Here is a 22,350-nt window from a genome sequence, read left to right on the forward strand (position 1 = left end):
GATCGTCTATTGCGCCGCGACCTTGCCGCGCGTCTGACGCCGCCAGAGCGCCGCGTACTCGCCGTCGGCCGCCAGCAGCGCCGCGTGCGGGCCGCGCTCGACCACCTTGCCCCGGCGCAGCACCAGGATCTCGTCGGCGTCGGCGATGGTCGACAGCCGGTGGGCCACGACCAGGGTCGTGCGCCCTTCCCTGGCCTTGCGCAGGGTCGCCTGGATCGCCGCCTCGGTGCGGCTGTCCAGCGCGCTGGTGGCCTCGTCCAGGATCAGCACGCGCGGATCGGCCAGCAGGGCGCGGGCAATGCCCACGCGCTGGCGCTCGCCGCCGGACAGCTTCAATCCCCGCTCGCCGACCTTGGTGGCCATGCCTTCCGGCAGGCCGCCGATGAAGTCGCCGAGTTCGGCGGCGCGGGCCGCGCCCCAGACCTCGTCCTCCGTCGCGTCAGGACGGCCAAACGCTATGTTGGCCGCGATCGTGTCGTTGAACAGCGCCACGTCCTGCGGCACCAGCGCCACCGCCCGCCGCAGCGAGGCCTGGGTCAGGTCGCGCAGGTCATGGCCGTCCAGCGTCACCCGGCCGGCCTGCGGATCGATCATCCGCAAGGCCAGGCGCACCAGCGTCGTCTTGCCGGCGCCCGACGGGCCGACGATGGCCACCGTCTGGCCGGGCGCGGCGGCGAAGCTGACCTCGGCCAGGCCGTCGGAGCGCGCGCCGTGGCGGAACGAGACGCTCTCGAAAGCCACGGCTCCGCCTCGGCGATCCCCCGCCGGCGGCAGGTCGACGGCGTCCGGCGCGTCGGCGACGTCCGCGCCCTGCCGGCGCAGGTCCATCATCGCCTCCATGTCGATGAACGACTGGCGGATCTCGCGATAGGCGAAGCCCAGGAAGTTCAACGGCTGGTACAGGTTCACCAGGATCAGCACGACGGCGGTGATGTCGCCCGGTCCGATCCGGCCATGGGCGGCTTCCGAGCCAGCCAGCACGGCCATGACCGCCAGGCCCAGGCTCATGATCGCCGACTGCACGACGTTGAGCAGCGACAGCGAATTGGTCGCCTTGATCTGCGCTTCGCCGTAGGTCGTCAGCGCCCGCTCGTAGGCGCCGACGGCCCGGGCCTCGGCCCCGAAGGTCTTGACGGTCTCGTAGTTCAGAAGGGCGTCCACGGCCCGCCCGGCGGCTTCGGCGTCGGCCTCGTTCAGCTCGCGCCGATGGGCGATGCGCCAGTTGGAGATCGAGAAGGTCAGGACGCCGTAGATCACCACGGTGACGATCGCGGTGGCCGCGAAGCGCCAATCGTAGGCGCGCGCCAGGACGACGGCCGCCAAGGCCAGCTCCACCAGGGTCGGAACGATGTTGAAGACCAGGCCCCGGATCAGGAAGTCCATGGCCCGCGCGCCGCGATCGATGGTGCGCGACAGGGCGCCGGTCCGCTTGGTCTGGTGGAAGTCGATCGACATCGACAGGGCGTGGGCGAAGGTCTCTGTCGCCGCCCGGTTCTGGGCGGCCTGGGCCACCGGGGTGAAGACCGCATCGCGCGCCTGCGGCGCCGCGGCCGAGATGAACCGCACGCCGGCCCAACCCACCGCCAGCGCGGCGAAAGACAGGGTCACCTGGGTCGCCGCCCCCTGCCCGGCCGTCAGCCGGTTGACCGCCGCGCCCAGCAGCAGCGGCGCGGCCACGCCCAGGGCCTTGCCGGCGAAGGTCAGGGCCAGGGCGGCCACCAGCCGCCAGGTCAGGCCCGGCGCCCGTGACCGCAGGACCAGCCGCAGCAGTTCGGCCAGGGCGGCCCAGCCGGACACCGGCTTGGCCGTATCGGGGGCTGTGCGGGCGCTGTCTCGGCCGGCGGAGGCGTAGCCCCTCACCGCGTCGCTCCGGGCGCGTAGAGCACGGTGGTCTGGACGCCGCCGCCGGGGGTCATCCAGTCGGCGCGCCAGGCCCCGTCCAGGCGTTCGGCGTGAAGGGGGCCGGCGGTCAGGGCGGCGGGCGGCGAGACGGCGATGCGCACCAGATCCTCGCCGCCTTCGCCCGCGACCTGCACCGCGTGCTCGCCGTGGCCAAGCGGGCGGGTCAGCGAGAAGCTGAAGCGCCCCTGCGCGTCGACCTTGGCCTCGGCCTGGGTGACCCGGTCCACGCGGACGCCGAAGCCGGCGCCCGGCCGTCCGACGCCCGAGATCACCGCGCCGCCGTCCTGGTCGTAGTCGATGGCCAGGATACGCAGGGAATCGGAGGGGCCCGACAGCGGCTCGGATCCGCCGCCGGCCTTCAGCAACGCCACCATGCCCTCCGGCGTGACCAGGACATAGCCTTCGGCCTGTACGGTCCGCCCCTCGCGGGTCATCGAAAGGCCGAACAGCCGGGGCTCCGGAGCGCCGGCCAGCACCGCTCGCCACAGGCCCGCGGCATCGGCCTCGACGCTGGTGGCCTCTCCTGTCGGCGAGCCAAGACGCACCGAGGCCCCGGCGGTCGCCGATCCGGACAGCGCCACCCCGCCGCCCTGGATCGCCGCGGTGACCACCTTGGGCGGGGCCAGGTAGGCCGCTTCGGGGTCGCGGGTCGGCTGGGCGGCCGGCGCGGCGCGGCCCCAGTCGCGCCGTCCCTCCTCGCCGCACGCCGCGAGGGCGACGACGAGAACCAGGGCCAGCGGCCACGGCTTGAAAGCGGCCTTGCGAATCCCGATCATGCGCCTTCCAAATCCTGGGCCGGCCAAGCTGGCCTGAACCCGAAACGCCATGGCGCGCCCTTCCCGACGGGAGCCGCGCCTTTTCTTTTGTTGGAGTGGACGACGATGCCCGACCTGTCTAGCCGCCTGGGGTCGGTCTGTGTCTACTGCGGCTCTTCGAACACGGCCGACCCGGCCTATCTGGAGGCCGCCCACCAGATCGGCGGCGACTTCGCCCGCGCGGGCCTCAAGCTCGTCTACGGCGGTGGCGGCGTGGGCCTGATGGGCGCGGCGGCCCGCGGCGCGCACGAGGCCGGCGGCGCCGTGCTCGGGATCATCCCGGAGTTCCTTCGCGGCCGCGAGAAGCCGTTCGACGACGTCGAGACGGTGATCGTCACCTCGATGCATGAGCGCAAGATGCTGATGTTCGAGCGCTCGGACGCCTTCGTCGTGCTTCCGGGCGGCATCGGCACCCTGGAAGAGATCATCGAACTGCTGTCGTGGCGTCGCCTCGACCTGCATCGCAAGCCGATCGTCTTCCACAATCCCGACGGCTTCTGGGACCCGCTTTTCACGCTGCTCAAGCACACCATCGATCGCGGCCTGACCCCGCCCGCCCTGACCACGGCGTGGGTATCGGTGGAAGCGGCCGAGGATGTCACTCCGGCCTTGCTGGCATGGGGATTGGACGTTGATCGAGATCGCGAGATCGACGTTCGGCGATTGACTTAGTTTTCAATAACAACGAACAATGTGATCAGCGTCCACTTACAAATAGGACGCGGGGATAGGAGATGTCCATGCGTATGCTTGTGCTCGGCGTTCTCGCCGCAGCTTCCTTCGCGGGCGCGGCCCAGGCCGCGTCTTCGGAAGGCGCCATGCTCGTTCTGAAGGCGCCGCCGGCCAAGGCCGAACTGATCCAGGACGGGGCCATGTGGCGCTGCACCGGAACGGTCTGCAAGGCCCCGGCCGTGAAGGCCATGCCGGCCGTTCGCAGCTGCCGCAAGATCGTGGCGGAACTGGGCGCCGTTTCGGCCTTCACCTGGCGCGGCGAGGCGCTCGACGCCGCCGGGGTCGAAGAGTGCAACACGGCCGCCAAGCCGTAAGCCTCCTCGCAATCGTGGAATTCGACGCCATCCCGGCTCCTCCGGGATGGCGTTTTCTTTGGACGCTACTTCTTGTCCGAAGCCTTGGGCGGCTGCGACTGTTGCGGCGGCTTGGCGCCGCCGGGGCGAGGCCCGACCAGCAACCCGCCCATCAGGGCGAACGAAAGCATGGCGTGGCTCATCTTCGTTACGTTCATGGCGGCGTCTCCTTGACCAGCCAGGAGCGCCCGCAAGCGCTCCACGTGTTACGGGACCGGCTCCGCGACCGATCCAGCCAGAAAGAGACGCGCGCGGCTTACAGGGACTCGCACCCTCCTAGTCGTCAGCGCGTCAGGCAAAGCATGCGCCCAAGCGCAGGCATGACAAGGGAAATATTCCGAACCCGGATGATATCAGCGTACGGACGATTGACTTGGTCGCTCCTGAAAAGCCGGCCGCCGATACTTTCCGCCCACATACGACCTAGTGCAAAGTCGCGCCGTCCCGAGGCGGAAGGTCCATGGTCGCGACCGCGTCGCCCGAACCGGGCTTGCCGGCTGAGGCGATGATGTTTGCGGCCGCCCGCAGCATCACCGGCTCGATGCGCTCGGCTTCGCAGCCCACCAGTTCCGCGGCCAGTTCCGGCAGGTCGGCGCACAGGCGCAGCTGGCCGGCGATCCTTTGCAGGGCATAGCTTTCCTCGAGGCCCGGATCGTTGGCCACCACGCCCACCAGCAGCGAAAGCGCGGTCTCCAGCTTGTCGGCCCGGGCCTTGGCCTCGCGCGCCTGGTCGAGCAGCAGGCGCGCGCTGGAATCCATCGCCTCCAGCGTGTCGGCCAGTTTTTCCGGGGACAGGCCCATCAGCATTTCGGGGCGGAGCATCGCGTTCACCGTGCAGTCCATCGAGTGTTCTGCTGCGTTGAACGGTCGCACCCCGTCGGGCTGGGCGGTGAAAATGAGGCCGGAACGAGAAAGGCCGCCCGCGTCGGCGTGACGCGGGCGGCCCCGGCTCGAAATCTTGGGCGTTCAGTGGGCGGCTTACGCCGCCGCGCCGAACGACAGGCCCTCGTAGCGGCGCAGGTGGTGGTCCACCGAACCGAACAGGCCCTCGATGATCGTGCCCCGCTTGAAGTAGTGGCCGATGGCCAGCTCGTCGGTCATGCCCATGCCGCCGTGGATCTGGATGGCGTTCTGGCCGACGAACTTGAGCGCGCGGCCGATGCGCACCTTGGCGGCCGACACCGCCTTGGCGCGTTCGGCGTCGCTTTCATCGAGCTTGATGGTGGCCATGTAGGTCATCGACACCGACTGCTCCAGCTCGATGAACATGTCGACCATGCGGTGCTGCAGCACCTGGAAATCCGCGATCGCGCGGCCGAACTGCTTGCGTTGCTTGGCGTAGTCCAGCGTCCCTTCGTGCAGCTTGCGCAGCACGCCCACGCCTTCGGCCAGACTGGCGGCGGTGGCCTCGTCGATCACCTTCTCGACCAGCGGCAGGCCGCCGCCTTCCTGGCCGATCAGGGCGTCGGCCGGGATCGAGACGTTCTCGAAATAGACCTCCGAGGCGCGCCCGCCGTCGACCGTCGGATAGTCGCGAGTGACCACGCCCGGCAGGCTCTTGTCGATCAGGAACACCGACACGCCCGAAGCCTCGCGCTGGGAGCCGCCGGTGCGGGCGGTGACCACCAGGTGGCTGGCGAACGGCGCGCCGACCACCACGGCCTTGTGGCCGTTGAGGATCCAGCCCGAACCGTCCTTCTTGGCGGTCGTCTTCAGGTCGCTCCAGGTGTAGCGCCCCTGGGGTTCGGCATAGGCGAAGGCGATGGTGGTGGTTCCGGCCACGACGCCCTCAATCACCGAGGCGGCGTTCGCATAGCCCGAGTGCTTCATGAAGCCGCCGCCGATGACGACCGTGCCCAGATAGGGCTCGATCACCAGCGCTTTGCCGAACTCTTCCATGATGATCATGTTGTCGATCGCGCCGCCGCCCAGGCCGCCCAGCTCCTCGCTGAACGATGCGCCCAGAATGCCGAGCTCCTCGGCGAAGGCCTGCCAGTAGTCGGCGCGCCAGCCGGCGTCCGAGGCGACGATCTTGCGGCGGGTCTCGAAGTCGTACTTGTCCTGCAGGAAGCTCGCGACCGTGTCGCGGACCATCGACTGCTCTTCGGTGAAGTTGAAGTCCATCCCTGAAGTCCCTTGTTCTCAAGGCTCCGAGGCCGCGTTCGCCAGGCCTGCCAGGAGCGTGTCTGATTGATCGTGCGAAGCGCCCTCCCCGTTTCCAGGGAGGGGCGGGAGAGAGCCTAGTTCAGAGCCCCAGCACCATCTTGGCGATGATGTTGCGCTGGATCTCGTTGGAGCCGCCGTAGATCGAGGTCTTGCGGACGTTGAAATAGGTCGGCGCGGCGCGGTGGGCGAAGTCGGGACCGATGGGATGGGCGTTGTCGCCGTCCTTGGGGAAGCCGCGGAAGTAAGGCGCGCCATAGTGGCCCGCCGCTTCCAAGGCCAGTTCGGTGATCCGCTGCTGGATCTCGGTGCCCTTGATCTTCAGGACGCTGGATTCGGGACCGGGGCCCTTGCCGGCCGCTTCACCGGCCAGGGTGCGCAGTTCGGTGTATTCCAGCGCGGCCAGGTCGATCTCCAGCTCGGCGATCTTGCGCTTGAACATCGGGTCGCGGATCAGGGCGTCGCCATCGTCCGACAGCTCGGTCGAGGCGATCTGGCGGATACGCTCGATGCCGCGCTTGGAACGCGCGACGCCAGCGATGCCCGAGCGTTCGTGGGCCAGCAGGAACTTGGCGCAGGTCCAGCCCTTGTTCTCGTCGAAGATGCGGTTCTCGACCGGCACCTTGACGTTCTCGAGCCAGACCTCGTTGACCTCGTGCTCGCCGCCCAGGGTAATGATCGGCCGCACGGTCACGCCGGGCGACTTCATGTCGATCAGCAGGAACGAGATGCCTTCCTGGATCTTGGCGTTCGGATCGGTGCGAACCAGGCAGAAGATCCAGTCGCCATGCTGGGCCAGCGTGGTCCAGGTCTTCTGGCCGTTGACCAGGTAGTATTCCTTGCCGTCGTCGCCGGTGAAGCGTTCGGCCTTGGTCTTCAGGCTGGCCAGGTCCGAGCCGGCGCCCGGCTCGCTATAGCCCTGCGACCACCAGATCTCGCCCGACAGGGTCGGCGGCAGAAAGCGTTCCTTCTGCTCGGGCGTGCCGAAGGTGTAGATCACCGGCCCGACCATGTTGATGCCGAACGGCAGGATCGGCACGCAGTCGGCGCGGGCGGTCTCTTCCGACCAGATGTAGCGCTGCACCGAGGTCCAGCCCGGGCCGCCGTACTTCTGCGGCCAGGCCGGCGCGACCCATCCCTTGTCGGCCAGGGTGCGATGCCAGGAGAGGAAGTCCTCCTTGGACATCTCCTCGCCCTCTTCCTGGCGCTCGCGCAGGCCTTCTGGATAGTTCTGCGCGATGAAGGCGCGAACCTCGTCGCGGAAGGCCAGGTCTTCGGGCGAAAAATCGAGGTTCATAGCGCGCTCCCGAACAGGCCGGCTGAGCCGGCGTCTTGTTGTTTCGGGAGGATGATAGGGGTCGAACGAGCGTTTGGAAAGATGACGCGAAGGTCAACGTAAACGTCGTTCACCCATCACGGTCAGCGAACCTCGCAGGCCAGCCGCACAAGGGCCAGGGCCGACACGCCGCCCACGCCTTCTTCGTCCTCGATATCCAGCGAGACCAGGGGCGTCTTGCCCAGCGCCGCCAGCAGGCGGCCATGGCCGGCTCCGCCGACGTGGGCGGCGACGGCGTGGGCGATCAGGTCGGGATCGATCGCGTGCAGCACGGCGGCGGCGGCGGTCGCGGCGTAACCGTCGAGCAGCACCGGGATCTTCTGCACCCGGGCGGCCAGGATGGCTCCGGCCACGGCGGCGGTCTCGCGGCCGCCCAGTTGGCGCAGAACTTCCAGCGGATCGGAAAGATCGCCCTCGCCGCGCGCACGCTCCACGGCGGCGGCGACATCGGCGACGGCCTCGCCGACGGCCCAGTCCGAAGCCTCGCCGCCCAGCAGCGCCAGCGCGATGGCGGCCGCGTCGCGGTGGGCCTCGGCGGCGATGACGCCGGGGATCAGCAGGTCGGGCTGCTTGGCCAGGGCCTCCATGCCGAAGGCCATGGTGGCGGCGCATTCCTTTTCGCTCATCGAGGCCTTCTGGCGCGCATCCGGCGTCGGGCGATCGATGGCCAGGTCGAAGGCTTCCAGGCCCGCGCCCTGCGAGCCGGCCATGCGGCTGACCGAGGCGCCGCCGGCGGCGATGGTCTCGAGACGGTCACGGGCATAGCCGCGCGGACCAACGCCCTGCCTGGCCCCCGCGTAGAGAGCGACCACGGGGCGGTTGACCGAGGGCGGCGTGCGGCCGGTCCAGGCCGTGAGCCAGGCCGAGATCTCGGCGAGCCGGCCGCCATCGGCCGGCGGTACGAAAACGCCCGGCGCCGGAAGATCGGCGGCCAGGCGGCGGATGTCGGCGAAGGGCGAAGCGGCGGCGGAAGCGGTCATGGCCGCCGACTTAAGCCAGTCCGCGCCCGATGCAAGCGCATAGGACGCGGAACGTGCTCGAAGAGACGGCTCGTAGGCCGCCTCCCCGTATGGATCAGCTGGCGGTCAGGCCCTTGCAGGTCACGTCGCGCTCTTCGATCAGGGCGGCCTTGGCCGTCTCGTCGGCCTTCGAAGCCGCGCGCTTGGCGTCGTTGCGGGCCGCGTCGGCGCGGTCGGAGGTGTAGGTGTGGCGACCGGCGCGCTGGTCCTTGATCACCTGCTTCAGCGCCGCCGGATCGGCCTCGCCCAGGGTCTTGGCCTCGGTCAGGCCCAGGCAGCGGTTGGCCTGGATGAACTGGGCGTCGGTCAGGCGCTCGGCGGCGAGAGCGGGAGCGGCGACGGCGGCGAGCGAGGCGGCGGCGAACAGGACGGTGGCGATACGCATGGTGGTTCCCTCTTGATTGAAAAGTCTGGACACAGAGCCGCATCGCGTCTGGCGACTTGCGCCGGACGCCGCGGATGGCGAAATTCGGTCATGACTTCAGAAAACCGCCCGCCTCGCCCAATCGTCACGCCTTGCGTCAAGGTGTGCGCCGTGGATGGTGCGTCCGGCTTCTGCCTCGGTTGCCGGCGGACCCTGCAGGAGATCGCCGGCTGGTCGCGCTACAGCGACGAAGAGCGCGCGGCGATCATGGCCGCCCTGCCCCTTCGCCCCGATCCGATGGAAAGCCTGATGGCCGCCCAGCCGGGTGCGCGCGGTTGATTGAACTTCAGGTTCTCAAAAGCATTCCCTGGCTTTGCATCTAAGTTCTCCCCGAAGCGTCCATTCGACGAAGAGGAAGATGCCGCCCTCAGCTGCAGCTTTGAAGTTAAATCCAGTCCATGAACTTTATTACACATTGGCCAGCCAATGTTACGGCGAGTTAATTGGAAAGATGGTCAGGGCATTGTTAACCAAGTAAATTCGTCGCCAGATTCACCGCTTGCAAACGCCTTGCCGCCTAAGGTGCGAGGCAAGGGTCGTAGAAACGACCACAAAGCCTGCAAGGCGGGGTGTCTTCGATGTTCAAGTTCACGGCGATCGCGATTGTCGGTGCGCTGTCTGCGGTGGGCGCGGCAAAGGCCGTGACCTCGCTGGACAGCACGCTCCGCCAATCCCCGCACACCGTCCCCGCCACCGCGGCGGCCGCCACGCTCGGCGACGCGGGCGGCGCCGGCGCCGCGCAACTGACCAAGGGTCCCGACGGTCATTTCTGGGCCGAGGCCAAGGTCGACGGCCGCGCCGTTCGCTTTCTCGTCGACACCGGCGCCACCGCCGTATCGCTCAGCAAGGCCGACGCCCAGCGCCTGGGCATCGACGTCAGCAAGCTGAACTACGAATACGACGTCGTCACCGCCGACGGCCGCACGCGCGCGGCCTCGGTAAAGCTGGGCAGCGTGGCGATCGCCGGCGCCAAGGTGGCCAATGTCGACGCCCTGGTCATCGAAAGCGGCCTGGAGACCTCGCTGCTGGGCATGAGCTATCTGGGCCGCCTGTCGCGGTTCGAGGCCACCCCGCGGTCGCTGATCCTCCACCCCTGAGGCCGACCGGGCGCATGATCGCCCGGAATTCTTGCACGATCCTGCAAGAGCGCTTCCGCCCGCATGGGCGCCGGCGCGAGTTTGCGCTAACCTAGGTTCATGCTCATCAACTCAGCGCCAGCTCAGGCTGGCTGCCCTCGCCATCCCGCTCTGGCCGAGGCGATTGAACGATCCGTCACGACCGACGGCGTTCACCCGACCGCGATCGGCGGAATGTGGCTGGCCCGCATGTCGCAGCCGAGCCCGCCGGTCCATGGCATCCACGAGGCCGCCGTCTGCATCATCGCCCAGGGTCGCAAGCAGGTGATGCTGGGCGAGGAAGTCTACATCTACGACCACGCCCGCTTCCTCGTCGTATCGGTCGACGTGCCCGTCGTTGGCCAAGTCATCGAGGCCAGCGCCGACGCGCCCTATCTCTGCGTCCGCCTCGACATCGACCCGCGACGGCTGAACGAGCTGATCCTCGAGATCGACCCGGGCCCCGTCCGCAACGCGCCCGCGCCCAGCCTCGCGCTCGGCGCCACCACGCCCGAACTGTTCGACGCCATGGTGCGTTTGGTGCGGCTGCTGGAGACGCCGGCCGACATTCCGGTGCTGGCGCCGCTGATCCAGCGCGAGATCCTCTATCGCCTGCTGCGCACCGACCAGGGGCCGCGCCTGCGCGAGATCGCCGCCTGTGAAAGCCGCCTGGGGCAGGTCTCGCGGGCCATTCACTGGCTGAAGGCCAACTATCAGCGCCCGTTCCGCATGGAGACGCTGGCGGCCGAGGCGCGGATGAGCCCCTCGGCGCTGCACCAGCACTTTAAGGCGATCACGGCGATGAGCCCGCTGCAGTACCAGAAGCAGCTGCGGCTGCAGGAGGCGCGGCGGCTGATCCTGGCCCAGGGCCTGGACGCCGCCACGGCCGGCCACAATGTCGGCTACGACAGCCCCTCGCAGTTCAGCCGCGAGTACAGCCGCCTGTTCGGTGCGCCGCCGCTGCGTGACGCCACGCGGCTGCGCACCCGCCCCGAGCTCGTCAGGACTGCGTGACCGCGTCGCCTTCCTGGGAAGCGGCGGGCGCGACTCCCGCGGCGGCGTCGTAGGCGGCCTCGTCGAGAATGCCTTCCTGCTTGGCCACCAGGGTCGGCACCAGGGCCTGGCCGGCGACGTTCACCGCGGTGCGGCCCATGTCGAGGATCGGGTCGATGGCCAGCAGCAGGCCCGCACCCTCCAGCGGCAGGCCCAGGGTCGACAGCGTCAGGGTCAGCATGACCGTGGCGCCGGTCAGGCCGGCGGTGGCCGCCGAGCCCAGCACCGAGACCGCGACGATCAGGGCGTAGTCCGTAAGCTCCAGCGGCAGGTGATAGAACTGGGCGATGAAGATCGCCGACAGGGCCGGATAGATCGCCGCGCAGCCGTCCATCTTGGTCGTCGCGCCCAGCGGCACGGCGAAGGCGGCATAGGCCCGCGGCACGCCCAGGCCGCCCTCCGTGACCGTCTCGGTCACCGGCAGGGTGCCGATCGACGAGCGCGACACGAAGGCCAGCTGGATGGCCGGCCAGGCGCTGGCGAAGAACTTCAGCGGATTGAGGCCGTGCGCGGTCAGCAGGATCGGGTAGACCACGAACAGCACGAGCGCGAGGCCCAGATAGATCGCGCCGGTGAAAGCGCCCAACTGGCCCAGCGTGGTCCAGCCGTACTGCGCCACGGCGTTGCCCAGCAGGCCGACCGTGCCGATCGGCGTCAGGCGGATCACCCAGCTCAGCACCTTGCGCACGACCGCCAGAGCCGAGGCGTTGAAGGCCAGGAAGCCCTCGCCGGCCGGACCGACGCGCAGGGCGGCGATGCCGGCCGCCAGCGCGATGACCAGGATCTGCAGCACGTTGAACGACAGCGAGGTGCTGGCGCCGGCCTCGCCGACCTTGGTCGAAGCGTTCAGGCCCAGGATGTTGGACGGCACCAGGCTGGTCAGGAAGTCGAGCCAGGAGCCATTGGTGCGCGGCGCGGCGGCGGTGGCCACGTCGAGGGCCGCATGAGCGCCCGGCTGCAGGGTGACGCCCAGGGTGATGCCGATGGCCACGGCGATCAGAGCGGTGATCCCGAACCACAGCAGCGTCTTCCAGACCAGCCGCGCGGCGTTCTGCAGCTCGCGCAGGTTGGCGATGCTGGCCACGATGGCGGTGAAGACCAGCGGCGGCACCAGCACGCGCAGCAGCTGGATGAAGATCGAGCCGACCTGGTGCAGCGCCTCGGCCAGGGCGTGCCCCGCCTGACCCTCGTCGACGCCGAGCCGACGGGCCAGCAAGCCCAGCGCCAGGCCGACGACCATGCCGACGAGGACCTGCACGCCGAAACCGCTGATGAAGCGGCTGGAAGGGGCTGTCGCCTGGGCCATGGGTCGTTCCTGCTCACATTCGGCGGTGATCAGCCGCCGTTCAACTCAAGAAGCACGCAAAGCCCGGCGACGACACGCACCACCGAGCTTCGAAACTGGAAATTCCTGCTCGCGCATATGAGCGCGGCGGTCGAACCAGTTTTTGTGCGATCCGGCGCCAGTCAAACTTAAAGCTCCACTGCTCCGGTGGGAATTGAGGGCGGCGGCGTGTCACATGGTAAACACGCGTCCGGCTCCCTAGGGTGGCCTCGCCCCTCCCCGTCTCGACTTTCCGGAGCCGCCATGAGCCTCTCCTTCTTGTTCGGCGCGATCATCGGATCCGGCCTGTTCATCCTGCTCGGCCGCGGCCCGGTCGAAAAGCTGCTGGCGGTGATCCAGGAGCGCGTCGGCAAGCGCTGAGAAGTTCCAAGCGACGCCGGCTGATATTCGCCGCCGATACACGCGATCGTGTCGGAACGAAGTCTTGGGAAGCGCCTTTCTTCTGCATCAGACGCGCCAAGGCGCGCCAGGAAATGTTCAGGAGGCGCTCATGTCCATTCTCGCCTGGATCGTTCTGGGTCTCGTGGCCGGCTTCATCGCCAGCAAGCTCGTTAGCCGCAGCGGCGGCAGCCTGCTCGTCGATCTGGTGCTCGGCATCGTCGGCGCTCTGGTCGGCGGTTTCGTGTTCAACCAGTTCGGCGCCTCGGGCGTATCGGGCTTCAACCTCTACAGCCTGCTGGTGGCCACCGTCGGCGCGGTGATCGTGCTGGCCATCTATCACCTGCTGGCGGGCCGTCGCGCCTTGTAGCCAAGGCGACGCACCGAACGAAAAGACGCCTTCGGCCCCGCGGCCGGAGGCGTTTTCTTTTGCACCGACTAGCGCGATGTCCACCGGTGTCATACTCCTGGCGAAAACAGGTCGGGAGGACCACCCTTGGCTCACTACAGTCTGTTCGGGCGACTGGCCCTGGCCGCCACCGCGCTGACCGCCCTGATCGGCGCGGCCCCGCTGCGCCTGACGGTGGCGACGGACGGCAAGGCCGACCACAAGACGCTGCAGGCCGCCATCGACGCCCTGCCCGACACGGGCGGCGAGATCGCCATCACGCCGGGGACCTATCGCGAGAAGCTGTCCATCGTCCGCGGCGGCGTGCGCCTGGTCGGCAAGGGCAAGCGGCCCCAGGACGTGGTGCTCGTCTACGGCGACGCCTCGGCCACCGTCGGCGGCACGCTGAAATCCTCATCTGTGACGGTGTCGGGCGATGATTTCCTGGCCCGCAACCTGACCATCCAGAACGACTATCATCTCCACAACGACAAGCCCTCGCAGGCCGTCGCCCTGGCCCTGATGGGCGACCGGGCCCAGCTCTACAAGGTGCGCCTGCTGGGCGCGCAGGACACGCTCTACGCCGCCAGCCGCAAGGGCAAGCCGCCCAGCCGGCAGTACTTCCGCGATTGCTACGTCGAGGGCCACGTCGACTTCATCTTCGGCGACAGCAAGGCCGTGTTCGACCGCTGCACCATCCACGGCATCGCCAACGGCACGGTGATGATCACCGCCCAGAGCAAGAGCAGCCCCGAGCAGGACAGCGGCTACGTCTTCGACCGCTGCACGATCACCGCCGACCCGAAGGTTGGCGAGCTCTGGTTCGGACGCGCCTGGCGTCCCTACGCCACCGTGGTCTTCCTGCGGACCAGGATCGACGCCGACCTGCAGCCCAAGGGCTGGCGGGAATGGACGCCGGGCAAGACCGACACCTTCAAGACGGCCTACTACGCCGAGTACGCCTCGACCGGCCGCGGAGCGAACCCCGCCGCGCGCGAGCCGACCGCCCATGCCCTGGACGCAAAAACGGCGGAGCGCTGGGCGCCCCGCCGCTTTCTCTCGGGACCGGACGGTTGGACGCCCGGCCGGTTCTAGAAAGGCCTCACTCGGCCGGAGCCGTGGCCAGTTCGTCCTGGGTGAACAGCGCCGGCGCCGGCTTGCGGGCCGACCAGCCGAAGGCGGCGATGACCAGGTAGCAGACCGCCGGCAGCAGGAAGGCCAGGCCGAGCCCGAAGTGGTCGCCCAGCCAACCGGTGGCCGGCGGGATCAGGGCGCCGCCGACGATGGCCATGCACAGCAGGCCCGAGGCCTGGGGCGTACGGTGACCCATGCCCTCGATGCCCAGGGTGAAGATGGTCGGGAACATGATCGAGTTGAAGAAGCCGATGGCGATCAGGGCGTAGCCGGCCTGCGGGCCCACGCTGAAGGCCGAGACCAGGATCAGCACGATCGCGGCCAGCGAGGCGATGGTCAGCACCTTGCCGGGCGAGACCTTGGCCAGGATGAAGCTGCCGAAGAAACGGCCGATGGTGGCGCCGCCCCAGTACCAGGCGACCATGCTGCCGGCCTTGGCCAGCGTCAGACCCATGGTGTTGGACTGGGTCAGGTAGGTGGTCATGTAGGTGCCGATCGCCACCTCGGCGCCGACATAGACGAAGATGCACAGCACGGCGAAGGCCAGGCGCGGATACTTCAGCATGCCCAGCATCTCGCCGACGCCGACGGCCTTTTCGGCTCGCGGGGCGGCGGGGTTCTTGCGCAGCAGCCAGAACAGCACGGCCAGAGCCAGCAGCACGGCGGCGATGATCAGGTAGGGCGTCTGCACGGCCTGGGCCTGGGTGTGGCGCACGACGGCCAGCTGGGCGGCGGTCAGGGTGGCCGGATCCGGGGCCTTCTCGATGTGGCTGAGGATCAGCGTCGCGCCGACGAAGGGCGCCAGGAAGGTGCCGACCGAATTGAGGAACTGGGCGAAGGTCAGGCGGGCCGAGGCGGTCTCGCTCTTGCCCAGGATGGCGACCAGCGGATTGGCGGCCACCTGCAGGATGGTGATGCCCGAGGCCAGAACGAACAGCGCGGCCAGGAAGCCCTCGTAGACGCCGGCGTTGGCGGCAGGAGCGAACATCAGGCAGCCAATCATCATGATCAGCAGGCCGACCACGACGGTGCGCAGATAGCCGACCTTGGCCAGCAGGAAGCTCGCCGGCAGCGAAACGACGGCATAGCCGATGAAGAAGGCGAACTGGGTCAGGCCGGTCTCGAAGTTGCTCAGCGAGAACAGCGACTTCAGCGCCGGAGCCACGAGGTCGACCAGACAGGTCGAGAAGCCCCAGGCGAAGAAAAGAAGAATCACGAAGGGCAGCAGCGCCTGCCCTTTTCCACTCGCAACGCCGCTCGCCGGCGACGTGCCGCCCATGCCTGCCATCTCTGTTTCACTCCCCTGTCCGTCTTTCGCGGGACGGCGTAGTCACCCCGAACGTGACAACGTTGTCAACCTCCAGACCGCTTCGCTCCCCATTGAGACCGGTATCAAGCGGAACCGCGAACCGGTCCCGCCGTTCAGTTTTCGGCTGGGAGAACGGGCATGTCGTCGATCGTCGTGGTGATTGCTTGCGGGGTCGTGGCCATGGTCGCCGCCATCGCCCTGGCCGATGCGTTCGTCCACCTGGCCTGCTGGAGCGCCCGGGGCCTGAAGCGTCGGGATTAGGCTCACGCGTGTCGGACCCCCTAAGAGGGAGAGGATCTAAGCGCCAAGATGCTCCCCCTCTGGGGGAGCTGTCGCGGAGCGACTGAGGGGGGCAGCGCAGGCGCGCGTTCCCAGGCTGGCCCGTCCACAAATCCGTCCGATCCCCGGAAGAGGGGATCCGGAGCACCTAGGCGGCGATGCGGCTGGGGGCGATCACGCGGTTCAGGACCGAGGCGGCGGCCGACAGGCCGGTGCGGATCGACTGGTCCTCGGCGCTGTCGCCATGGACGCCGGCGCGGCCGGCCAGATGCAAGCCAGCGAAGTGCAGGCGCAGGTCCAGGCCGATCATCTTCAGGTGCTCGTCGCAGGCCTCGTCGTGGATCGGGTGGACCTTGCGCTGGCGCACCACCTGGGCGTCGCGGACCGGGCCGGCGGCGATCAGGCCAAGGCGGCGGGCCTCGACCTGCGCCTGGGCGACGAGGGCCTCGTCGTCAGCGGTCCAGAGGGCGTCGCCCTCGAAGCAGTAGTAGTCGAGGGCCAGGGCCTCGCCTTCCAGCGCGCGAGCCCGCGCGGCCTTGATCGACGCACCGTGGATCTCGGCCAGGGCCGGCGCGCGGCGGCGGCCGGGTGCGGCCGCGAAGGCGACCGTCACCTGGTCGCGGTACATCAGCTCGCAGGCGTGGAAGAGGCTGATCGGGGTCGGGGTCAGCGCGCCCATCAGTTCGCGCAACGGCATGGTCGAGATCACCTGGTCGGCGGTGAAGACCTCTTCACGGCCGTCGGGCGTGATCGCCGACACTGTCCAGACGCCGCTGGCTCGGTCGCGGCGCAGGCCGCTGACCTGGCGCTCGAGACGGATCTCGCCGCCCGCCTGGCCGATGGCCTCGGCGCAGGCCTTCCAGAGCTGGCCGGTGCCCAGACGCGGCCGCACCCCGGCCTCGGAGCGGAAGCTCGGGCAGGCCGGCTGGGCGGGCGTTTCCTCGGGGCGCAGCGCCCAAAGCTTTTCGGCATAGGCGCTGAGGCGACGCGCCACGCGGCGGCCGAACCGGCGGGTCAGCCACTCGCCCAGGGTCTTGGAATTGGCGATCGGACGAAGCTTGGCGCTGATCAGGGCGCCCAGCGCCGCGCCCCGCTGGCTGCGGGCGCCGCCCTCGCCTTCCAGGCGCAGGGCGCTGGGGGCGATGTCGAGCTCGTCGGGCAGCAGCGCCGTCCAGAAGGCGCGAATGGCCGGATCGGCCGATGACAGGCGGCGGCCCGAGACGTCCAGCCGGAAGCCGTCGAAGGACAGCGTGCGCGCCGCGCCGCCGACGCAGCCCTGCGCCTCCAGCACCGTGACCGTGCGGCCGGCGCGGGCCAGGGCATGAGCCGCCGAAAGCCCGGCGGGCCCAGCCCCGATCACCAGCGTCTCGACGTGTTCGCCCATGTTCCGCTCCCCGAATTCAGGCATCGAGGATCGGCCGACAAGGTTAAGAACGTGGTTCAGAATTGGCGCTCCCAAGGCCAAAGCGGGGCCTTGGGACGCTATGTCGCGGGGCCTGTTCCGACTAGGCCAGCTGGTCGCCGACCGGCAGGCTGCGGATGCGCTTGCCGGTGGCCGCGAAGATGGCGTTGCAGAGCGCCGCCGGGGCCGGCGGCAGCACCGGCTCGCCCAGCCCCGTCGGGCGATTGTCGCTGAGCAGGTAGTGCACCTCGATCGGCGGGGCCTGGCTCATCCGCAACAGCGGGAAGTCGCCGAAATTGCTCTCGACCGCCGCGCCGTTCTCGAAGGTGATCTTCTGGTGCAGCGTGCTGCCGATGGCGTCGAGGATCGAGCCCTGCACCTGGTGGTCGGCGCCGGTGGGGTTGATGATCTGGCGGCCGACGTCGGCGGCGACCCAGGCCTTCTCGACCTTGACCTGACCCTTGGCGACCGACACCTCCATGACCACGGCCACATAGCCCAGGTGGCTGAAGTGGCAGGCGACGCCAAGGCCCCGGCCCTTGGGCAGCTTGCGGCCCCAGCCGGACTTCTCGGCGACCAGATCGAGCACCCCGCGCATGCGGCCGGTGTGGAAGCTGTCGTTCTGGCCCTCCGGACCGATCAGGCGCGGCTCGCCCAAAAGCTTGCGGCGGAACTCGACCGGGTCGGTCTTGGCCGCCAGGGCCACCTCGTCGGTGAACGACTGGATGACGAAGCCGAAGGCGTTGTTGCCCGGCGCCCGCAGCGGCCCGGTGGGAATGCCCAGCGGCATCACCGAAACCTCGTGCAGGTAGTTGGGCACGGCGCCGGCCGGGAACTGGGTGGAGTTCATGCCGCCCGAACGCACGAAGGTCTCGCCCTCGCCGAAGCTGACGAAATGGTCGCGCCAGGCGACGAGGTCGCCCTTGGCGTCGAGGCCGGCAGTGAAGTTGTGCCAGCCCCCTGGGCGGTAGAAGTCGTGCTGGATGTCGTCCTCACGCGTCCAGATCAGCTGGACCGGCGCGTCGACCTTGCTGGCGATGAAGGCGGCCTCGACCATGTAGTCGTTGATCAGCCGCCGGCCGAACCCGCCACCGCAGCGAACCAGGTGGATGGTCACGTTCTCGGGCGGCACGTTCAGGGTCTTGGCGACCAGGGCGCGGCCGGGTTCGGGGTTCTGGGTCGGGGCCCAGATCTCGACCTTGCCGTCCTTGACCCGGGCCGTGCAGTTCTGCGGCTCCAGCGGCGCGTGGGCGATGAAGGGATAGTCGTAGGCGGCGCTGACGACCTTGGCCGCGCCTTTCAGGGCGGCGGCGACGTCGCCGTCGGCGCGGGCCGCCCGCTGGGCGCCGGTCTTGGCGAATTCGGCGGCCTTGGCGGCCAGCGAGGCAGTGCTCTGGGTGCTTGTCGGGTGATCGGCCCAGGCGACATCCAGGGCGTTGCGGCCCCTGCGGGCCGCCCACCAGCTGTCGGCGACCACGGCGACGCCGGGCAGCAGGCCGTCCAGCGCCGTCCCGCCGTCGACCACGAAGGCGTCGCGCACGCCCTTGACGGCCTTGGCCGCGGCGAGGTCGGCCGAGGCGACCTTGGCCGCGTAGGTCGGGGCCTTGACGAAGGTGGCGTAGACCATCCCCGGCAGACGCACGTCGATCCCGAACAGCGGCTTGCCGGTGACGATGGCGTCGGTGTCGGTCTGGACGTGGCTCTTGCCGATGATGCGGAAGGCCTTGGGATCCTTCAGCGCCAGGGTCTTGGGATCGGGCGGGGCGATGGCGGCGGCGGCCTGGGCGAGGTCGCCATAGGCCAGCTTGCGGCCGCTGGCGACGTGGACGACCCGGCCGGGCTCGGTGGTCAGTTCGGCAGCCGGGACGTTCAGCTTGGCCGCGGCGGCCTGGATCAGCATCCAGCGGCCGGCGGCCCCGACCCGGCGCATGCCGTCCCACTCCAGGGTGGTGGCCATCGAGCCGCCGGCGACCTGGCGGCCATAGACCTTGGTGTCGGCCAGGGCCTGCTCGACGATCACGTCCTCCCAGGCCACGTCCAGCTCTTCGGCGATGATCATCGGCAGGGCCGTGCGCATCCCCTGCCCGACCTCCGGGATCTTCGAAGCGATGGTCGCCTTGCCGTCGGGCGAGACCTTCAGATAGGCGCTGAGCGTGGCCGGTCCGGCGGCCTGGGCCTCGCCCTCGATGTCGAACGACAGCAGGAGACCCCCGCCGACGGCGGTCGACGAGGCCAGGAACAGGCGGCGCGAGAGGACGGGAGCGTTCATGGCCTCAGGCCTCCGCCTGGCCGGAGGCCGACTTGATGGCCTTGCGGATCCGCGGATAGGTCGCGCAGCGGCAGAGGTTTCCGTCCATCGCCTCGTCGATCTGGCTGTCCGTCGGCTTGGGCGTCGCCGTCAGCAGCGCAGTCGCCGACATGATCTGGCCGGCCTGGCAGTAGCCGCACTGGGGCACGTCGAGGCTTTTCCAGGCCTGCTGCACCTTGGCGCCGACCGGATTGGCCGCGACGCCCTCGATGGTGGTCACGGCCTTGCTCCCGACCCGCGAGACCGGCGTCACGCAGGCGCGCACCGGCGCGCCGTCCAGGTGCACCGTGCAAGCGCCGCATTGGGCGACGCCGCAGCCGTACTTGGTTCCCACCAGGTTCAGCAGGTCGCGCAGCACCCACAGCAAGGGCGTGCTGGGCTCGGTGTCGACCGTGTGGGGCGATCCGTTGACCGTCAGGGTGTAGGCCATGCGCGCGACTCCGGGAGGTGGAGCGTCATCTTGCCGCAAGCTGCGCAACCTGCCGAGCGCCATGCGCCTCAGCCCCGGCCAGAGCAGCGATTTGTCACAAAAGTTTCACACGGGGCTTGAAAGCCCGGCGCTTCCGTGGTTCCGGTCCGCCCAATGCGCGGATGCTCCCGGTACGGACGTCCGCGTTTTTCGTTCCGCCGCTTCGAACAGAGGATGAAGCGACATGCTGGGTTTGTTCCGGGCGATCATGCCCAAGGAAGACCGGTTCTTCGACCTTTTCTCCCAGCACGCCGCGACGCTGGTCGCCGGCTCCAAGGCGCTCAGCGACCTGATGAGCGGCGCCGACAGCATCGAGGCCGCCACCGCTCGGGTGAACCAGCACGAGGAAGAGGCCGACGAGGTCACCCGCCAGGTGATGCAGGCCGTCCGCCGCAGCTTCATCACGCCCTTCGACCGTAGCGACATCCAGGACCTGACGACGTCGCTGGACGACGCCATCGACCAGATGCGCAAGACCGCCAAGGTAGTCAGCCTGTTCGAGGTCACGACCTTCGAGCCGCAGATGAAGGCGATGGCGCAGATCATCGTCCAGGCCGCCGACCTGACCGCCGAGGCCGTGTCGCTGCTGCCCAAGATGCGCCACAACGCCCATCGCCTCAGCGACCTGGCCGTCAAGATCACCCAGATCGAGGAACAGGCCGACCAGATGTACGACATCGGTCGCAAGGAGCTGTTCCTGGCCCACCGCGACAAGGATCCGATGGCCTTCATCGTGGGCATCGACATCTACAGCCACCTGGAAAAGGTCGTCGACCGCTTCGAGGACGTGGCCAACCGCATCAGCGGCATCGTGGTCGAGCAGGTCTAAAGAGCCCGCGCCGTGGACCCCACGCTCCTCATCCTGGTGTTCCTGGTGGTCGTCGCCCTGGCGTTCGACTTCCTGAACGGGCTGCACGACGCGGCCAACTCGATCGCCACCATCGTCTCCACCCGCGTGCTTTCGGCCAAGTGGGCGGTGATCTGGGCGGCGTTCTTCAACTTCATCGCCTTCCTGTTCGTGGGACTGGGCGTGGCCAAGACGGTCGGCTCGGGCATCATCGATCCGCACATCATCAGCGACCGCCTGATCTTCGCGGCGCTGATGGGCGCGATCAGCTGGAACCTGATCACCTGGTGGGCGGCGATCCCCTCCTCCAGCTCGCACGCCCTGATCGGCGCGCTGGTCGGCGCCTCCGTCGCCAAGGTCGGCGGCCTGGGCGCGGTGCAGTGGGCGGGCCTGGGCAAGACCGCCGCCGGCATCATCGTCTCGCCCACCATCGGCTTCGCCCTGGCGCTGCTGCTGGTGCTGATCGTGTCGTGGACCTTCCTGAAGAGCTCGCCGTTCTGGGCCGACAAGGTGTTCCGCAAGCTGCAGTTCGTCTCGGCGGCCTTCTACTCGCTGGGCCACGGCGGCAACGACGCCCAGAAGACCATGGGCATCATCGCCGCCCTGCTGTTCGCGCACGGCGCCACGCACCAGCCGGGCCACATCCCGTTCTGGGTGGTGATCACCTGTCAGGCGGCCATGGGTCTTGGCACGCTGTTCGGCGGCTGGCGGATCGTGCACACCATGGGCAGCAAGATTACCCGCCTGACGCCGATGCAGGGCTTCTGCGCGGAGACCGGCGGCGCCATCACCTTGTTCCTTGCGACGCATCTGGGCGTTCCGGTATCGACGACTCACACGATTACCGGCGCTATTGTCGGCGTGGGCGCATCGCGGCGCGTTTCGGCCGTGCGCTGGGGTATCGCAAAGAGCATCGTGACGGCCTGGATCGTCACGCTCCCGGCGGCCGGGCTGATGGCCGTGGCGTTCTACTATCTCGGGTTCTGGATGCAGTGACGGACGGGACGGTCAAGCAGACCGGCGGGGCCAAGGGCGGCGGCAAGCGTCGCCAGGTCGCCGCCCTGCCCTGGCGCGCGCAAGGCGCCGGCCTCGAGGTCCTGCTCGTCTCCTCGCGCGAGACCCGCCGCTGGGTGATCCCCAAGGGCTGGCCGATGAAGGGCAAGCTCGACCACCAGGCCGCCGCCCAGGAAGCCTATGAGGAAGCCGGCCTCGACGGCGTGATCGTCGAGACCCCCTTCGGCGATTACGAGTATCTCAAGCGTCTCAAGAGCGGCGCGGGGCGCCTGGTCAAGGTCGACGTCTTCCCGATGAAGGTCACCGGCGAGCATGCGACCTGGCCCGAGAAGGGCCAGCGCACCCTGCGCTGGATGACGCCGGTCGAGGCCGCGCTGGCGGTGCAGGAACCAGAACTGCGCAGCCTGATCGCCCGTTTCGCGCGCGTTGATCTGCCGCTCGACGAGCGCCCGCCGCTCGATCCGGCGCCGACGCCGGTGCGGGTGGCGCTGCAACGCCTGCGCCGACGGGTCACCGTCCTGTGGGGCCGCGCCCGCCGCCGAGGCTGATCCGCGGCTCGACAATC

At 69.0% G+C, this 22,350-nt stretch carries 24 protein-coding genes; 11 read left to right on the forward strand and 13 right to left on the reverse strand.

Translation table 11 applies throughout. The features are described 5' to 3' along the window. Nucleotides 1–6 precede the first annotated feature (6 nt). Nucleotides 7–1,932, reverse strand: a complete 1,926-nt coding sequence (locus G5B46_RS02620) for an ABC transporter ATP-binding protein/permease (protein WP_165256488.1) — start codon at nucleotides 1,930–1,932, stop codon at nucleotides 7–9. Further along, a complete protein-coding gene (locus G5B46_RS02625; RefSeq protein ID WP_165255797.1) occupies nucleotides 1,857–2,678 on the reverse strand; it encodes a hypothetical protein in 822 nt (273 codons plus the stop codon). Before G5B46_RS02625 ends, G5B46_RS02620 begins: the two co-directional genes overlap by 76 nt. 105 nt (nucleotides 2,679–2,783) lie before the next feature. On the opposite strand from G5B46_RS02625, the gene G5B46_RS02630 reads away from it, so the two are divergent. Both G5B46_RS02630 and G5B46_RS02635 read left to right on the forward strand, forming a co-directional pair. Then, nucleotides 2,784–3,389, forward strand: a complete 606-nt coding sequence (locus G5B46_RS02630; protein ID WP_165255799.1) for a TIGR00730 family Rossman fold protein — start codon at nucleotides 2,784–2,786, stop codon at nucleotides 3,387–3,389. Nucleotides 3,390–3,457: 68 nt separating this feature from the next. Further along, nucleotides 3,458–3,763, forward strand: a complete 306-nt coding sequence (locus tag G5B46_RS02635) for a hypothetical protein (RefSeq protein ID WP_165255801.1) — start codon at nucleotides 3,458–3,460, stop codon at nucleotides 3,761–3,763. Nucleotides 3,764–3,828: 65 nt separating this feature from the next. On the opposite strand, the gene G5B46_RS24250 is transcribed toward G5B46_RS02635, so the two are convergent. The 6 genes from G5B46_RS24250 to G5B46_RS02660 form a co-directional block, all read right to left on the reverse strand. Next, nucleotides 3,829–3,960: a hypothetical protein gene (locus tag G5B46_RS24250; RefSeq protein ID WP_240903289.1), complete on the reverse strand. Its 132-nt coding sequence runs from the start codon at nucleotides 3,958–3,960 to the stop codon at nucleotides 3,829–3,831. A 265-nt stretch (nucleotides 3,961–4,225) separates the two neighbouring features. Further along, nucleotides 4,226–4,624: a hypothetical protein gene (locus tag G5B46_RS02640; RefSeq protein ID WP_240903331.1), complete on the reverse strand. Its 399-nt coding sequence runs from the start codon at nucleotides 4,622–4,624 to the stop codon at nucleotides 4,226–4,228. Nucleotides 4,625–4,780: 156 nt separating this feature from the next. Further along, nucleotides 4,781–5,926, reverse strand: coding sequence for an acyl-CoA dehydrogenase family protein (locus G5B46_RS02645; protein ID WP_165255803.1), 1,146 nt, complete (start codon nucleotides 5,924–5,926; stop codon nucleotides 4,781–4,783). 121 nt (nucleotides 5,927–6,047) lie between these two features. After that, nucleotides 6,048–7,262, reverse strand: coding sequence for an acyl-CoA dehydrogenase family protein (locus tag G5B46_RS02650; protein ID WP_165255804.1), 1,215 nt, complete (start codon nucleotides 7,260–7,262; stop codon nucleotides 6,048–6,050). A 122-nt stretch (nucleotides 7,263–7,384) separates the two neighbouring features. Next, nucleotides 7,385–8,281, reverse strand: a complete 897-nt coding sequence (locus tag G5B46_RS02655) for a nicotinate-nucleotide--dimethylbenzimidazole phosphoribosyltransferase (RefSeq protein ID WP_165255806.1) — start codon at nucleotides 8,279–8,281, stop codon at nucleotides 7,385–7,387. Nucleotides 8,282–8,375: 94 nt separating this feature from the next. Then, nucleotides 8,376–8,705, reverse strand: a complete 330-nt coding sequence (locus G5B46_RS02660) for a hypothetical protein (protein WP_165255808.1) — start codon at nucleotides 8,703–8,705, stop codon at nucleotides 8,376–8,378. Between the two features lie 90 nt (nucleotides 8,706–8,795). Between G5B46_RS02660 and G5B46_RS02665 the strand changes: the two genes are divergently transcribed. The 3 genes from G5B46_RS02665 to G5B46_RS02675 all read left to right on the forward strand — a co-directional run bounded on the left by G5B46_RS02665 (nucleotide 8,796) and on the right by G5B46_RS02675 (nucleotide 10,873). Further along, the gene (locus G5B46_RS02665) at nucleotides 8,796–9,023 is read left to right on the forward strand and encodes a DUF1289 domain-containing protein (protein WP_165255810.1); all 228 of its coding nucleotides are present in this window, start codon (nucleotides 8,796–8,798) and stop codon (nucleotides 9,021–9,023) included. A gap of 290 nt (nucleotides 9,024–9,313) precedes the next feature. Beyond that, on the forward strand, nucleotides 9,314–9,841 hold the full coding sequence (locus tag G5B46_RS02670) for a TIGR02281 family clan AA aspartic protease (protein ID WP_165255812.1): 528 nt from the start codon (nucleotides 9,314–9,316) through the stop codon (nucleotides 9,839–9,841). 99 nt (nucleotides 9,842–9,940) lie between these two features. After that, nucleotides 9,941–10,873 carry an AraC family transcriptional regulator gene (locus tag G5B46_RS02675; protein ID WP_165255813.1) on the forward strand — a complete coding sequence of 311 codons (933 nt, stop codon included), beginning with the start codon at nucleotides 9,941–9,943 and terminating at the stop codon, nucleotides 10,871–10,873. Here the strand turns inward: G5B46_RS02675 and G5B46_RS02680 are convergent. After that, nucleotides 10,860–12,218, reverse strand: coding sequence for a dicarboxylate/amino acid:cation symporter (locus tag G5B46_RS02680; protein ID WP_165255815.1), 1,359 nt, complete (start codon nucleotides 12,216–12,218; stop codon nucleotides 10,860–10,862). The genes G5B46_RS02675 and G5B46_RS02680 overlap by 14 nt on opposite strands. 529 nt (nucleotides 12,219–12,747) lie before the next feature. Here G5B46_RS02680 and G5B46_RS02685 point away from each other — a divergent pair. Both G5B46_RS02685 and G5B46_RS02690 read left to right on the forward strand, forming a co-directional pair. Next, nucleotides 12,748–13,005 (forward strand): GlsB/YeaQ/YmgE family stress response membrane protein, encoded by a 258-nt coding sequence (locus G5B46_RS02685; protein WP_101713103.1) that lies wholly within the window; start codon nucleotides 12,748–12,750, stop codon nucleotides 13,003–13,005. A gap of 126 nt (nucleotides 13,006–13,131) precedes the next feature. Beyond that, nucleotides 13,132–14,118: a pectinesterase family protein gene (locus G5B46_RS02690; protein WP_240903291.1), complete on the forward strand. Its 987-nt coding sequence runs from the start codon at nucleotides 13,132–13,134 to the stop codon at nucleotides 14,116–14,118. 7 nt (nucleotides 14,119–14,125) lie between these two features. Here the strand turns inward: G5B46_RS02690 and G5B46_RS02695 are convergent, their stop codons facing one another. Then, nucleotides 14,126–15,373, reverse strand: a complete 1,248-nt coding sequence (locus G5B46_RS02695) for a sugar MFS transporter (RefSeq protein WP_346764857.1) — start codon at nucleotides 15,371–15,373, stop codon at nucleotides 14,126–14,128. A gap of 231 nt (nucleotides 15,374–15,604) precedes the next feature. On the opposite strand from G5B46_RS02695, the gene G5B46_RS24650 reads away from it, so the two are divergent. Further along, nucleotides 15,605–15,727: a hypothetical protein gene (locus G5B46_RS24650; RefSeq protein ID WP_276611486.1), complete on the forward strand. Its 123-nt coding sequence runs from the start codon at nucleotides 15,605–15,607 to the stop codon at nucleotides 15,725–15,727. 166 nt (nucleotides 15,728–15,893) lie between these two features. Here G5B46_RS24650 and G5B46_RS02700 read toward each other — a convergent pair whose 3' ends face one another. The 3 genes from G5B46_RS02700 to G5B46_RS02710 all read right to left on the reverse strand — a co-directional run bounded on the left by G5B46_RS02700 (nucleotide 15,894) and on the right by G5B46_RS02710 (nucleotide 19,885). Then, nucleotides 15,894–17,129: an FAD-dependent oxidoreductase gene (locus G5B46_RS02700; protein WP_165255818.1), complete on the reverse strand. Its 1,236-nt coding sequence runs from the start codon at nucleotides 17,127–17,129 to the stop codon at nucleotides 15,894–15,896. Between the two features lie 121 nt (nucleotides 17,130–17,250). Then, on the reverse strand, nucleotides 17,251–19,416 hold the full coding sequence (locus tag G5B46_RS02705) for a xanthine dehydrogenase family protein molybdopterin-binding subunit (RefSeq protein WP_165255820.1): 2,166 nt from the start codon (nucleotides 19,414–19,416) through the stop codon (nucleotides 17,251–17,253). A 4-nt stretch (nucleotides 19,417–19,420) separates the two neighbouring features. Further along, nucleotides 19,421–19,885, reverse strand: coding sequence for a (2Fe-2S)-binding protein (locus G5B46_RS02710; RefSeq protein WP_165255821.1), 465 nt, complete (start codon nucleotides 19,883–19,885; stop codon nucleotides 19,421–19,423). A gap of 223 nt (nucleotides 19,886–20,108) precedes the next feature. On the opposite strand from G5B46_RS02710, the gene G5B46_RS02715 reads away from it, so the two are divergent. The 3 genes from G5B46_RS02715 to G5B46_RS02725 are packed head-to-tail and all read left to right on the forward strand — an operon-like array spanning nucleotide 20,109 to nucleotide 22,333. Next, complete coding sequence (locus G5B46_RS02715; RefSeq protein ID WP_165255823.1) at nucleotides 20,109–20,753, forward strand: DUF47 domain-containing protein; 645 nt, start codon at nucleotides 20,109–20,111, stop codon at nucleotides 20,751–20,753. A 12-nt stretch (nucleotides 20,754–20,765) separates the two neighbouring features. Beyond that, entirely contained in the window at nucleotides 20,766–21,767 is a 1,002-nt protein-coding gene (locus G5B46_RS02720) for an inorganic phosphate transporter (RefSeq protein WP_165255825.1), read from the forward strand. Continuing rightward, nucleotides 21,764–22,333, forward strand: coding sequence for an NUDIX hydrolase (locus G5B46_RS02725; RefSeq protein ID WP_165255827.1), 570 nt, complete (start codon nucleotides 21,764–21,766; stop codon nucleotides 22,331–22,333). The genes G5B46_RS02720 and G5B46_RS02725 overlap by 4 nt, the downstream gene beginning before the upstream one ends. Nucleotides 22,334–22,350 lie beyond the last annotated feature (17 nt).

It is taken from the genome of Caulobacter sp. 602-2, assembly GCF_011043625.1.
In the GTDB taxonomy this organism is placed as follows: Bacteria; Pseudomonadota; Alphaproteobacteria; order Caulobacterales; family Caulobacteraceae; genus Caulobacter.

Excerpts from the sequence above, each read along its gene's own strand:
- G5B46_RS02625 (WP_165255797.1), bottom strand. The coding sequence starts at position 2,678 with ATGATCGGGATTCGCAAGGCCGCTTTCAAGCCGTGGCCGCTGGCCCTG.
- G5B46_RS02630 (WP_165255799.1), top strand. The coding sequence starts at position 2,784 with ATGCCCGACCTGTCTAGCCGCCTGGGGTCGGTCTGTGTCTACTGCGGC.
- G5B46_RS02635 (WP_165255801.1), top strand. The coding sequence starts at position 3,458 with ATGCGTATGCTTGTGCTCGGCGTTCTCGCCGCAGCTTCCTTCGCGGGC.
- G5B46_RS24250 (WP_240903289.1), bottom strand. The coding sequence starts at position 3,960 with ATGAACGTAACGAAGATGAGCCACGCCATGCTTTCGTTCGCCCTGATG.
- G5B46_RS02640 (WP_240903331.1), bottom strand. The coding sequence starts at position 4,624 with ATGCTCCGCCCCGAAATGCTGATGGGCCTGTCCCCGGAAAAACTGGCC.
- G5B46_RS02645 (WP_165255803.1), bottom strand. The coding sequence starts at position 5,926 with ATGGACTTCAACTTCACCGAAGAGCAGTCGATGGTCCGCGACACGGTC.
- G5B46_RS02650 (WP_165255804.1), bottom strand. The coding sequence starts at position 7,262 with ATGAACCTCGATTTTTCGCCCGAAGACCTGGCCTTCCGCGACGAGGTT.
- G5B46_RS02655 (WP_165255806.1), bottom strand. The coding sequence starts at position 8,281 with ATGACCGCTTCCGCCGCCGCTTCGCCCTTCGCCGACATCCGCCGCCTG.
- G5B46_RS02660 (WP_165255808.1), bottom strand. The coding sequence starts at position 8,705 with ATGCGTATCGCCACCGTCCTGTTCGCCGCCGCCTCGCTCGCCGCCGTC.
- G5B46_RS02665 (WP_165255810.1), top strand. The coding sequence starts at position 8,796 with ATGACTTCAGAAAACCGCCCGCCTCGCCCAATCGTCACGCCTTGCGTC.
- G5B46_RS02675 (WP_165255813.1), top strand. The coding sequence starts at position 9,941 with ATGCTCATCAACTCAGCGCCAGCTCAGGCTGGCTGCCCTCGCCATCCC.
- G5B46_RS02680 (WP_165255815.1), bottom strand. The coding sequence starts at position 12,218 with ATGGCCCAGGCGACAGCCCCTTCCAGCCGCTTCATCAGCGGTTTCGGC.
- G5B46_RS02685 (WP_101713103.1), top strand. The coding sequence starts at position 12,748 with ATGTCCATTCTCGCCTGGATCGTTCTGGGTCTCGTGGCCGGCTTCATC.
- G5B46_RS24650 (WP_276611486.1), top strand. The coding sequence starts at position 15,605 with ATGTCGTCGATCGTCGTGGTGATTGCTTGCGGGGTCGTGGCCATGGTC.
- G5B46_RS02700 (WP_165255818.1), bottom strand. The coding sequence starts at position 17,129 with ATGGGCGAACACGTCGAGACGCTGGTGATCGGGGCTGGGCCCGCCGGG.
- G5B46_RS02705 (WP_165255820.1), bottom strand. The coding sequence starts at position 19,416 with ATGAACGCTCCCGTCCTCTCGCGCCGCCTGTTCCTGGCCTCGTCGACC.
- G5B46_RS02710 (WP_165255821.1), bottom strand. The coding sequence starts at position 19,885 with ATGGCCTACACCCTGACGGTCAACGGATCGCCCCACACGGTCGACACC.
- G5B46_RS02715 (WP_165255823.1), top strand. The coding sequence starts at position 20,109 with ATGCTGGGTTTGTTCCGGGCGATCATGCCCAAGGAAGACCGGTTCTTC.